Here is a 10,936-nt window from a genome sequence, read left to right on the forward strand (position 1 = left end):
CTCTAGCAGGGTGTTGAAAAAGTCCCAGAGGCCAATCGAAAACCGTGAACGAACCGGAATCAAAACCGGACCCTTCACGAATCAAAGTGCGGCGAAAATCAGTTTTTCAACAGCCTGCTAGAGCGAATTGGAATTGATCGGAATCGCCCGTTGCGTCATGGCCGTCCCCGGATTAAGTCCGGGGACGGCCATGACGGCGGAGAGGGGTTCAACCCAAAAACAGCATGCTCTAGCGGTCAAAACTTGACGCTTGAGTCCTTGACCAAAACAGTGGCTTGCAGGCCGAGATCGAAGGGGAGAGATCGACCCCTTCCGGACCTTCCCTTAGCGGGCGGCAATCGAACGAATGACCCTCGCCGGGTTTCCGCCGACAAGCCTATTCGGGGGAACGTTCTTGGTGACGACGGAACCCGCCGCAACAACCGAGTTTTCGCCTACCGTCACGCCGCCGATGATCGTTGCGCCGGCTGCGATCCAAACGTTTCTTTCAATCACGATCGGCTTTGCGATTACGCAGCCGCGCCGCCGAGACGGTTCGACGGGATGGCCAGACGTGATGATGCTCACGTTCGGCCCGATCATCACATCGTCGGCGATGTCGAGACCGCCAAGATCGTAAAAGGTGCAGTTCTGATTTACAAAAACATTGCGCCCGACACGGATATCGGCCCCGCCGGTTGCGTAGAACGGCGGGATCAAGAGAAAGCTGTCGTCCACCTTCTTGCCGATGAGATCGCTGAACAGGGCGCGGATTTCGTCCGCATCGTCGAGCGTCAAACGGTTGAGATTGGCGGTGATCGCCATCGCTCGTTTGACGCTCGCCAACATGGCCGCTGATTCCGGCGTTCTGCTCGGAATTATCTTGGTGCGATCGTCATTCGCCATTCGGTATCTTCCTCCGAGCGCGCTCGAACGAACTTCGGCGCGCGATGGCCGCGCCGAGATTCCCTGAGCGTAGCCGCAAAGGGTTCAGGTCGGACTCCGCCTTCCGCCGGTTCCAGTCGTCTGGGCATGGTCGCGGAAGCTCCGACTCGCTCGGCGCCTTGGCCGCGCTTCAGCGGCGCCGCCGCGACTCGGCGCGAACGACGGCGGCCACCGGATTGTGCGGCCGCGACGCTTGGGCGCGACGGCGGCGGCCGCGCGGCTCGTCATCGGATTCGTCGAACTGCATCACGGCCGCAGCGGCGACGACGCCGCCGAAGGTGAAGGCGAAGGCCGCACACAGCATCGCCGCGCCGACGAACGCGACGTCGGAGCGCCACAGCAGCGAGCGAATGCCGAAGATGTCGAAGACGAGCAGCAGCGCGGCGCAAAAGACGCCGATCCCCATGCCAAACGCCCAGTTGAGGATCATCGCCTGCGCCAGGCGATGGCGCTCGCCCCAGCGCCGCCATGCATCAATCAATTGATGCGCTCTGTTCTGCATCGCCGCCTTTCCGGCAGTCTCCAGCCCGCCGTTGACAAGCCTAATGTAGGCAGATTCGCGTTTTCGTCCAGCCGGACCGGCGTCTTAGCGCCTCGGCGGCGCGCCTTTGCCCGCCTCAGCGGGCCGCGTCGCAATCCAGATGACGTGCCGCGCGCCGCCGCGGGCGCCGCGGGCGCGCGTGACGACTTCCTCCGTCGCAAAGCCGGCGTCGCGCAACCGCTGGGTGAATTTTCGGTCGGGCCCCGACGACCAGACCGCGAACACGCCGCCCGGCCGCAGCGCGGCGCGGGCGGCGGCGAGGCCGCGCGCGTCGTAGAGCCGGTCGTTGGCCAGGCGGGTGAAGCCCTCGGGACCGTTGTCGACGTCGAGCAGGATCGCGTCGTAGGCCGCGCCGGCCGCGCCGATGAGCTTGGCGACGTCGGTCAGTTCGAGACGCACGCGCGGGTCTTGCAGCGAGCCGGCGAAAATCTCCGCCATTTCATTCTCGGCCCATTGCGCGACTGCGGGGATGAGTTCGGCGACCTCGATCCGCGCGTCGGCGCCCAGCGCTGCGAGCGCGGCCCGGAGTGTGAAGCCCATGCCCAGGCCGCCGATGAGGACGCGTGGGCGGGCGCGATCGCGAATTCTCGCGCAAGCGAGTTCGGCGAGCGCTTCCTCCGAACCGCTGAGGCGGCTGTTCATCAGTTCCTTGACGCCCAGGCGGATCGAGAACTCGGCGTCGCGCCGCATCAATCGAACTTCGCCGCCGCCGGGGACCGGCGCCTTGGCGAGTTGAACCCACGGAATCATCGATCGCCCTCGCGCGGCTTGAGCGCGTCGGCGAGCCGCGCCGTCGCCGAGCCGGGCCGCAGCGGCTTCGGCTGGCTTTCGTGGGGCGCCCAGCCGGTGAGCCAGACGGTCTCGAAGGTCGCGCGCAGCCGTCCGTCGGGGTCGGCGAAGCGCTTTGCGTAGACCTCCGCCGCGCGCGCCAGCACCGCGCGCCTGAGCGGCTTGCGGCTGCGCTCGGTGAGAGCGTTGGCGGCCCCAAAGGCGCGCAGGTCGTGCATCAGGGCGAACAGGTCGGCGTAACGGGCGACGAGGGAATCGACGTCGACGACCGGCAGCGCGAAGCCGGCCCGCTGCAGCAGCCCGCCGAGCGCGCGCGCGTCGGCGAACGGCGCGACCCGCGGCGAGACGCCGCCCGAAATCTCGCTTTCGGCGATCGTCAGGCTTTGGCGCAATTCGGTCAACGTGTCGCCGCCGGCGAGCGCCGCGACGAACAATCCGTCGGGACGCAAGGCGCGGCGGATTTGGATCATCGCGCCGGGGAGGTCGTTGACCTGGTGCAACGCCAGCAGCGAGACGACGAGATCGGCGCTCTCGGCCGCCAGCGGCAGGCGCTCGAGATCGCCGACCGCAACGGAGAAGCCGCCCGATCCGGCGCTGACGGCGGTGGGCGCAAGGCGAAGCGTCGAGCCGCCGCCTGAGCGGGCGGCGAGCGCCGCTGCGGCGTGCGGGCCGGGCGCGCCGGCGTCGACGGCGACTGCGAACGCGCGCTTGACCAGGACAAGACGCTCCGCAAGCTCGTCGGCGGCGCGACGGAGCAGGAAATCGGCGCCGGGACGGTCGCCGCCGCCGCGCCAGGCGCGGTCGAGCCTCGCGGCCAGCAGGGCGCGGTCGAAGATTTGCGGCGGCGCGGCGGACATCGCGGCTTTATCGCGCGTCGCGCCGGCGGGCGCAAAGGCGCCTGGTTCGCTTCGACGGGCGGCAGGGTTTCCGTTTCCATGACGGTCAATTCCTGCTTTACTCGCGCCATGAGCCTGTCGGAAGTCAGGGCCGAGGCTTCGCCGCGCGCGCGGATTCGCGAGCTCTTCGCTTCGCTCAGTCGCGCCGCGCTCGACGCGCTCTACCCGCCGGTCTGCCTCGCTTGCCGCTCCGCAACCGGCGCCCATGGCGGGCTATGTCCCGCCTGCTGGCGGGCGATGCGTTTCATCGAGCGTCCGTTCTGCGATCGGCTCGGCACGCCGTTCGAGCAGGACCTCGGCGAGGGGCTGTTGTCGCCGCAGGCGATCGCCGATCCGCCGGTCTTCCGTCGCGCGCGCGCCGTCGCGCGGTTCGAGGACGGTCCGGCGCGCCGCCTCGTCCATCGGCTGAAATATTCTGATCGCGCCGACCTCGCCAAACCGCTCGGCGCCTGGATGGCGCGGGCGGGGGCCGACGTGCTCGTCGATTCCGAGGCGATCGTGCCGGTGCCGTTGCATCCGCTGCGCCTGTGGAAGCGGCGATTCAACCAGGCCGCGGCGCTCGCCCAGGCGATCGCGGCCGAGAGCGGCAAGCCGTTTGAGCCGCGCTGGCTGCTGCGGGTGAAACCGACCCGCAGCCAGGTCGGCCTCAGCCGCGAGCAGCGGGCGGCCAACATGCAGGGGGCGTTTCGCGTCGCCGCTGGCGCGCCGGTTCGGGGCCTGAGGATCGTCCTGGTCGACGACGTCCTCACTTCCGGCGCGACCGCCAACGCTGCGGCGCGGGCGCTGTTGCGCGCCGGGGCCGCCGACGTCGATCTGGTCGTATTCGCCCGGGTTGTGACGGGGACGTGACGCCCCATATATTGCGGTCGAGGCGGGCGCCCCGCCGGGAAAGGGTCAAGATCTTGCCGCCGATCGTCATGTACACCAAGTCGACCTGCTCCTATTGCCGCGCCGCCAAGGACCTGTTGCGGCGCAAGGGAGCGACATACGAGGAAATCAGCGTCGAGGGCGATCGCGCCGCCCAGGCGGCGATGGCGCTCAAGGCGGGCGGGCGGTCGACGGTGCCGCAGATTTTCATCGGCGCGACGCATGTCGGTGGTTGCGACGACCTCTACGATCTGGAACGCGTTGGAGAACTCGACGCGCTGCTGGCGGGATGACCCGATGATCAAATACGCCCTCGCCTGCGACAAAGGGCACGAGTTCGAGAGCTGGTTCCCAAGCGCCGCCGCCTACGACGAGCAGGCGCGGCGCGGCCTTGTCGTCTGTCCCGAATGCAGCTCGAACCGGGTCGCCAAGGCGATCATGGCGCCGGCGGTGGTGGGCGCGGCGCGCGCCAGCCTGCCGTCCGCCGAAGCGCCGACCGAAGTCGCGCTGCTCGACCGACGCCAGCGCGCGTTGCGCGATGCGGTCCGCGCGCTGCGCCGCGAGATCGAAGCCAACACCGACGACGTCGGGACCAAGTTCGCCGAACTGGCGCGCTCGATGCACGCGGGCCAAACGCCCGAGCGGGCGATCCGCGGCCAGGCGACCGGAGCCGAGGTCGAGGTGTTGCTGGAAGAGGGCATAGGCGTGCTGCCGATGCCCGCCGCGCCGGACAAGCTCAATTGAGGTCACGCTCGACGGACTTGGACGGCCGTCACTCGGAAGCGAGGCTGAACTCCGACGCCTCGATCACCGCCGTGCCCATCATCGTGCGGGCCGAGACGCGGAACGGCAACAACACATGCGCGCTGGCCACCGGCGCCAGCCACACTTCGAGGTCCTTGTTGTCGGCCATGAACTTCGTCGACGGGCGGTCGCGGCGATGGCCGGCGATCGGCACGTAGCGAATCGCGCAGACGGCGACGGGACCCTGGTAGCCCTTGGCGGAGACCTCACGCTGGCCGACGTAAGTCAGATCGACGTCGAAACGCGTGTAGCCGTCGAATACCGGGATCTTGCGATCGCACGAGGCCGGGCCGACGAGCGGACCCTTGGCGGGGACCGGCACGACGACCGCGCCGATCGGGTCGACGACGCCCTGCTTGTCGCGCTCGGTCAGCGGCACGCGGTCGGGCTTTTCGTCGAATGGCGGCGCGATGTCGACGCCTGTCACCGCGTTGGCGGACAGCGACATGCGGATCGTGCGAGTCATGATCGCATTGGAGGCGATCGTCGCGAAGGTGGCGGGCACGACCCGACTTTCGATGATTGCGCCCTGACCGCTCGAGGCGCCGCGCGCGCGCGAGAACAGGTAGGCGAGGCCGGTGATCTTCGCGTGGGCGTCGATCGCGTAGCTGAACTGCGTCAGGTTGGCGTCGAGATTTGCGATGCCGATCGGCAGGCCGACCAGCGACACGCTGTAGGTCACGTGCAACATCTCGGCGCGAGCGCCGGCGAGCATGCACGACCACACAATCGCGCCGACGGCAACGCGGCGCCAAGCGCAAAAAAACCACCACGGCGCCGACATGCGACCTCCCGTTTCGGGCACGCGATTCCCGTTAGCATGGATGCCGAGAAATTCCGACATGAAAATGGCGAAGCGGGCTTTTTCGCGACGCCCCGGGGCCGAGCGAGGATTCTTTTGCCCTCCGCGCGACAGGGTCTTGCGGCGCGGGCGCGGCTGGTCGTAACCTCATCGCCATGGTCGAGGCGGTCATATCCATTCGCGGCGCGCGTTTCGGCGACGAGACCGGGATCGCGCGCGTTCACGACGAGGCGTGGCGCGAAGCCTATCGCGGCGTCATCCCCGGCCGCGAACTGGAGCGGATGATCGTTCGTCGCGGTCCAGCTTGGTGGCGCCGCGCCATTGCCGGCGGCACGCGGCTGATCGTCCTCGACTTCGCCGACGCCATCGCCGGCTACGCCAGCTATGGCCGCAACCGCATGCCGTCGCTGAGCTACAGCGGTGAAATCTTCGAACTCTATGTCGCCCCCGAATACCAGGGCGGCGGCCTCGGCCGGCGAATGTTCGAGGCGGCGCAGCGCGATCTCGCCGCGCACGGTTATCCGACTTTTGTCGTGTGGGCGCTGGCGGGAAACGACCGCGCGGTCGGCTTCTATCGCCGCCTCGGCGGGCGTATTGTGCGGCGGGCGCCCGAACAGTTCGGCGCCGAAACCTGCGAGCGCGTCGCCTTCGGATTCGATTGACCCGTGGGTCGCGGCGGCGGCGCACGAACCGGCCGGGCCGCGCTTTCCCGCTCTCGATCTCGGAGCTTACCCCGTGAATCTGCAAGCGGTGTCGATCGGCGAAAACGCGCCGACGGAAGTCAATGTCGTCATCGAAGTGCCGATCGGCGGCGAGCCGATCAAGTACGAAATGGACAAGGCGAGCGGCGCGCTGAAGGTCGACCGCTTCCTCTACACGTCGATGCGCTATCCCGGAAATTACGGCTTCATCCCGCACACGCTGTCGGACGACGGCGACCCGTGCGACGTCATCGTCGCCAACACCCGCGCGATCATTCCCGGCGCGATCATGAGCTGCCGGATCGTCGGCGTGCTGCTGATGGAGGACGAAGCCGGCGGCGACGAGAAGCTCCTGGCGGTGCCCTCCGCCAAGCTGACTCAGCGCTACGCGCGGGTGAAATCTTTCACCGACCTGCCGGAGATCACGCTCGAGCAGATCGAGCATTTCTTCGCCCACTACAAGGATCTCGAGCCGGGCAAATGGGTCAAGATCGTCCGCTGGGGCGACGCCGAGGAAGCACACCGCCTCGTCAACGAGGGCATCGCCCGCGCCTTGGCCAAGGGCAAGGCGTGAGGAGGGCGCATCGATGAAACGCGCGCTCCTGGACTCGCGGATCGGGGCGATGCTCGCCGCCCCGGCGCCGATCGCGGAGGATCGGCCGAAGCGTTACGTGGCGATCCGCGACCATTCGCGTTTCGTCGCCCTCGCCGGATAGAACGCCCGCGTCGCGGTCGGCGCGATCAACCGCGCGCCAGCCGCTCCATCGCGTCGAGGAAGTCGGCGACGAAGCGCGGCGCCTCGACTTCGATCGCGACATGGGCGTTGGGCGGCCGGCCCCAGACCCCGCGCCAGTCGGCCACGGTCATGCCGCTGGTCAGGGCGCCGGTCGTCTCGACGTCGACAGCGACGCGCTGGGTGACGATCGGCGACGGATCGATCGCCGCGGCGACCGCGAGCGGGTCGTGCATGGTGAACACGCGCGCGCCGGTGAGCCGCTCCATCGTTTCGAAATAGCAGCGCGACGAATCGTCGAGAAAGCGCAGCAGCGCCGGCGCGTGCGGCAGGCCTGAGCAGCGTCGCGCGAGATTTTCGAGATCGGCGGGACGCAGTTGCGCCTGTCGCGTCACGTCGAGTCCGACGGCGACGAGCGGCGCCGCTCCGTCGGCGGCGAAGGCGCGGAACACGATGCGCGCCGCTTCCGGGTCGTGCCAGATGTTGAACTCCGCCGCCGGCGTGACGTTGCCGCCCTCGCGATAGGCGCCGCCCATCAGCACCAGTCGCCCCAGCAGGCGCGGCAGGGCCGGTTCGCGCAGCAGCGCCGCCGCGATGTTGGTCAGCGGCCCGGTCGCGACCAGCGTCAGCGCGCCGGGCTCGGCGCTCGCCGCGGCGAGGATCGCGTCGATCGCGTGCATTGGCGACGGTTTCGCTGCCGGCTCGGGCAGTTCGGCGTAGCCGAGGCCGCTCGGCCCGTGGAACAGCCTTGCGTCATTTTGCGCCCGCAGCATCGGCGCCGCGCAGCCCGGCCAGACCGGCACCTCGGCGCGCCGGGCGAGCGCCAGCACGGCGCTGGTGTTGCGCGTCGCGCTGGCGAGGTCGACGTTGCCGGCGACGGTCGAGACGCCGATGAGCCGCGCGCGCGGACTGGCGCAGGCGTAAAGGAGCGCGAAAGCGTCGTCGATGCCGGCGTCGACGTCGATGACGAGCGGAGTCGCGCGGGCGAGCATGGCGTCAGCCTCGCGAAGATGCGAAGGCCACAGTTACGGCTGCGGCTGCGGCCGCGTCAATCCGCGAGCGCGATTGGCGGTCGGCGCCCCGCGGGCGCGCTCGTCGCGCGCGCCGCCGGCAGGAATCCGCGCCGCTCCCGGCCGATCCAGCGCGACAGCAATTGCAGCGAGGTTGCGGCGAGGCCGCAGGCGAGGCCGATCCACAAGCCGCGGCCGCGCAGGGGCGTGAAGAAGGCGAGACCGACGCCGACCGGCGCGCCGATCGCCCAATAACCGACGATCGCCATCACCGCCGGCCAGCGCGAGTCGTGGACGCCGCGCAGCATGTTGGCGAGCGCCGCCTGCGCCCCGTCGAAGAGCTGGAACAGCGCCGCAATCTGCAGGAACGACAGCGCCAGCGCGACGATCTCGTCGAGATTGGCGGCGTCGCGCGACAGGAAGGGCGCGATGAGAAGGCGCGGAAAGGCGAGCATCGTCGTCGCCGACAGCGCGACGTAACCCATGGTGACGGCGAACGCAGTCCAGCCGGCGCGCGACACCGCGCGCGCGTCGTGCGCGCCGAAGGCGTGGCCGACGCGCACGCTCGCCGCCTGGCCGAGGCCGAGCGGGACCATGAACGCGACCGAGGCGATCTGCAGCGCGATCGCATGGGCTTCGAGCGACTCGGGACTGATGAGCCCCATCGCCAGGCCGGCGGCGCCGAAGATCGCCACTTCAGCCGCGGTGGTCGCGCCGATCGGCAGGCCGAGCCGCCATAGCGCGGCGAACGCCGGTCCATCGAAGCGCGGCCGGGCGGTGAACAGCCGATAGCGGCGCAGATGCGGGTCGACGAACGACCAGCCGACCAGGATCAGCAGCATCGCAGTCTGCGACAGCGTCGTCGCCAGGCCGGAGCCGGCGATTCCGAGCGCCGGCAGGCCGAGCTTGCCGAAAATGAGGACGTAGTTGGCGCCGGCGTTGAAGACGACGGCGATCAGTCCGGCGGCCAGCGTCGGCCCGACGCGATCGAGCGCCGCGAATGCGCTGCGCGCAGCGAAATAGAGCAGGGCGGGGGCGAGCGCCCACTGCAGCGCGTGCAGATAACGCGCGGCGTCGGCGGCGAGGTCCGGCGGTTCGCCGATCGCGCGCAGAATGGGCTCGGCGTTCCACAACACCAGCCAGGCCGGGGCGGCGAGCAGGAAGGCGCTCGCTAGCGTCTGATGCAGCGCGGCGCGCAGGCCGGCGAAGTCCTTGCGGTCGGCGCCGACCAGGCTGGCGGCAAGCGGGGCGAGCGCGCCGACGACGCCGATGCAGAACAGCAGCAGCGTCGTGTACGCCGCCTGACCGAGAGCGCCGGCGGCGAGCGCATGCGGCGACAGCCAGCCCAGCATCATCACGTCGGTCGTGGTCATCAGGTTGACCGCGACGTTGGCGAGCACGATCGGCCCGCTCAGCGCCAGCGTCGCGCCGATTTCGCGCGCCAGCCAGCGGCGCGGCGCGGTCGTGATTTGAGCGGGGACTGTCATCGCTTTGGCGGCGTGGGTCGCCTTGGTCTCGGCCGCGTTCAGCCCAGGACCATGCGCGCCGCCGCCGCCATGGCGCGGCCGAGGATCGCGTGCTGGTCAGGCTCGTAGTGGATGCCGTCGCGGTCGGAGCAGACGACGAACTCGCCGGCGTCGACGAAACCGACCGCATTGCGCTCGGCGACCGCGCGATAGCGCGCCGCCAGCAGCTTCGACTTCTCGGTTCCGCCGGCGAACATTTCCGCGAACTCGCTGAGACGCCCCAGCGGCGGCGGCGCGACGAGGAGGATCGCCGGCGGCGCGCCGCGCGGCCCGGCCGGCTCGGCGCGCGCCATCTGGATCAGGCGTTCGGCGCCGTTGGCGATGTCGCCCGCCGAAGCGGAAAAGCGCTGTTTCAGGTCGTTGCAGCCGAGCGCAATGATCAGCAGATCGAGCGGCGCGTGGCTGCGCAGGCAGGGCGGCAAATAGTCGGCGCCGCGCCGATCGGGCTCGATCGGGTCGTCGAAGACGGTGGTGCGGCCGTTGAGACCCTCTTCGATCACCCGCCAAGCCGGCCCGAGCTCGAACTGCATGACGCCGGTCCAGCGCGTCTGCGGCGCAAGGCGCGCGCCGGCGCCCGGCTCATAGCCCCAAGTGTTGGAATCGCCGAAGGCGACGACGACGGTCATGACACGCTTAACCCCGGTCTCGCGCCGTCTCTAGGCTCGCCCCGGATCACGGTCAACGGCGGCGATCCGGCGCGCACCGGCCGCCAGTCCCGTTCTGGGATTACCAAAGCGTATACAAGCCGCCCATTTCCCGCCACCGCGCGCAGGCAAACCATGAAGGTCCGCCGTCCCTGGAGCCTGAATTGAAACCTGCCGTCCTTCTGCTCGCCGCCGCCGCGTTCTCCGCCGCCGCCAGCGCGGCCGCCGCGCCGCGGTTGAAGCCGATTATGCGCGATTGGAAGGCGCAGGCGAACCGGGCGGAACGGATGCTGACCGGCGCCGTTCCCTATGACGAAGCCGAATTGCGCCAAATCCTGGCGAGGATGGTCGGCGACGCGCGCGAGGTCGAGGCCGGCGTTTCCGGCGCCAGCGCCCAGGCGCTCGACGTCAAGAACCGCTTCTCGCAGTTCGAAGCCGACGCCGCCGCGACGCTGCAGGCGGCCGCGGCGCGCGACGGCGCGCGCGCGTTTCCAGCGCTTGGCGAGCGACTGCCGCTCCTGCCACGACGCGCTGAGGAACTGAGCCCACCGGCGAGCGCCTCAGACCCAAAAGACCCTATTCTTCGCGAGACTGACCCATGTCCATCGTCCGCTCTCACTTGACCCGCGTCCTCCACCTCGCCGTGCTGCTGACGGTGTTCGAGCAACTGCTGACCAGCCTCGTCATGGAGCGCCCGCT

General features: G+C 69.4%; 15 protein-coding genes. 7 read left to right on the forward strand and 8 right to left on the reverse strand.

Annotated elements, in window-relative coordinates; genetic code table 11:
- Window positions 1–324 precede the first annotated feature (324 nt).
- The 4 genes from ABSF49_RS16615 to ABSF49_RS16630 all read right to left on the reverse strand — a co-directional run bounded on the left by ABSF49_RS16615 (window position 325) and on the right by ABSF49_RS16630 (window position 3,111).
- Complete coding sequence (locus tag ABSF49_RS16615) at window positions 325–885, reverse strand: sugar O-acetyltransferase (protein WP_424113768.1); 561 nt, start codon at window positions 883–885, stop codon at window positions 325–327.
- 169 nt (window positions 886–1,054) lie between these two features.
- Window positions 1,055–1,426, reverse strand: coding sequence for a hypothetical protein (locus ABSF49_RS16620; RefSeq protein ID WP_424113769.1), 372 nt, complete (start codon window positions 1,424–1,426; stop codon window positions 1,055–1,057).
- 84 nt (window positions 1,427–1,510) lie between these two features.
- Entirely contained in the window at window positions 1,511–2,215 is a 705-nt protein-coding gene (locus tag ABSF49_RS16625) for a spermidine synthase family protein (protein WP_424113770.1), read from the reverse strand.
- On the reverse strand, window positions 2,212–3,111 hold the full coding sequence (locus ABSF49_RS16630; RefSeq protein WP_424113771.1) for a methyltransferase domain-containing protein: 900 nt from the start codon (window positions 3,109–3,111) through the stop codon (window positions 2,212–2,214). The genes ABSF49_RS16625 and ABSF49_RS16630 overlap by 4 nt, the downstream gene beginning before the upstream one ends.
- A gap of 108 nt (window positions 3,112–3,219) precedes the next feature.
- Between ABSF49_RS16630 and ABSF49_RS16635 the strand changes: the two genes are divergently transcribed.
- The 3 genes from ABSF49_RS16635 to ABSF49_RS16645 are packed head-to-tail and all read left to right on the forward strand — an operon-like array spanning window position 3,220 to window position 4,761.
- Window positions 3,220–3,999, forward strand: a complete 780-nt coding sequence (locus tag ABSF49_RS16635) for a ComF family protein (RefSeq protein ID WP_424113782.1) — start codon at window positions 3,220–3,222, stop codon at window positions 3,997–3,999.
- Window positions 4,000–4,052: 53 nt separating this feature from the next.
- The gene (grxC, locus tag ABSF49_RS16640; RefSeq protein ID WP_424113772.1) at window positions 4,053–4,310 is read left to right on the forward strand and encodes a glutaredoxin 3; all 258 of its coding nucleotides are present in this window, start codon (window positions 4,053–4,055) and stop codon (window positions 4,308–4,310) included.
- Window positions 4,311–4,314: 4 nt separating this feature from the next.
- A complete protein-coding gene (locus ABSF49_RS16645) occupies window positions 4,315–4,761 on the forward strand; it encodes a DUF1178 family protein (RefSeq protein WP_424113773.1) in 447 nt (148 codons plus the stop codon).
- Between the two features lie 28 nt (window positions 4,762–4,789).
- On the opposite strand, the gene ABSF49_RS16650 is transcribed toward ABSF49_RS16645, so the two are convergent.
- Window positions 4,790–5,536: a DUF3108 domain-containing protein gene (locus tag ABSF49_RS16650; RefSeq protein WP_424113774.1), complete on the reverse strand. Its 747-nt coding sequence runs from the start codon at window positions 5,534–5,536 to the stop codon at window positions 4,790–4,792.
- Window positions 5,537–5,778: 242 nt separating this feature from the next.
- Here ABSF49_RS16650 and ABSF49_RS16655 point away from each other — a divergent pair, with 242 nt between their 5' ends.
- From ABSF49_RS16655 to ABSF49_RS16665, 3 genes are all read left to right on the forward strand, one after another.
- On the forward strand, window positions 5,779–6,285 hold the full coding sequence (locus ABSF49_RS16655; protein WP_424113775.1) for a GNAT family N-acetyltransferase: 507 nt from the start codon (window positions 5,779–5,781) through the stop codon (window positions 6,283–6,285).
- Between the two features lie 73 nt (window positions 6,286–6,358).
- Complete coding sequence (ppa, locus tag ABSF49_RS16660; RefSeq protein WP_424113776.1) at window positions 6,359–6,898, forward strand: inorganic diphosphatase; 540 nt, start codon at window positions 6,359–6,361, stop codon at window positions 6,896–6,898.
- A 13-nt stretch (window positions 6,899–6,911) separates the two neighbouring features.
- Entirely contained in the window at window positions 6,912–7,040 is a 129-nt protein-coding gene (locus ABSF49_RS16665; RefSeq protein WP_424113777.1) for a hypothetical protein, read from the forward strand.
- Between the two features lie 25 nt (window positions 7,041–7,065).
- On the opposite strand, the gene ABSF49_RS16670 is transcribed toward ABSF49_RS16665, so the two are convergent.
- From ABSF49_RS16670 to ABSF49_RS16680, 3 genes are read right to left on the reverse strand one after another with little or no spacing between them, the layout of a single operon-like run.
- Window positions 7,066–8,049 (reverse strand): nucleoside hydrolase, encoded by a 984-nt coding sequence (locus tag ABSF49_RS16670; RefSeq protein ID WP_424113778.1) that lies wholly within the window; start codon window positions 8,047–8,049, stop codon window positions 7,066–7,068.
- 56 nt (window positions 8,050–8,105) lie between these two features.
- Entirely contained in the window at window positions 8,106–9,554 is a 1,449-nt protein-coding gene (locus ABSF49_RS16675; RefSeq protein WP_424113779.1) for an MATE family efflux transporter, read from the reverse strand.
- A 38-nt stretch (window positions 9,555–9,592) separates the two neighbouring features.
- Window positions 9,593–10,219: an SGNH/GDSL hydrolase family protein gene (locus ABSF49_RS16680; protein WP_424113780.1), complete on the reverse strand. Its 627-nt coding sequence runs from the start codon at window positions 10,217–10,219 to the stop codon at window positions 9,593–9,595.
- 182 nt (window positions 10,220–10,401) lie between these two features.
- Between ABSF49_RS16680 and ABSF49_RS16685 the strand changes: the two genes are divergently transcribed.
- On the forward strand, window positions 10,402–10,860 hold the full coding sequence (locus ABSF49_RS16685; protein WP_424113781.1) for a hypothetical protein: 459 nt from the start codon (window positions 10,402–10,404) through the stop codon (window positions 10,858–10,860).
- Window positions 10,861–10,936 lie beyond the last annotated feature (76 nt).

This window comes from Roseiarcus sp. (assembly GCF_049514155.1).
In the GTDB taxonomy this organism is placed as follows: Bacteria; Pseudomonadota; Alphaproteobacteria; order Rhizobiales; family Beijerinckiaceae; genus Roseiarcus.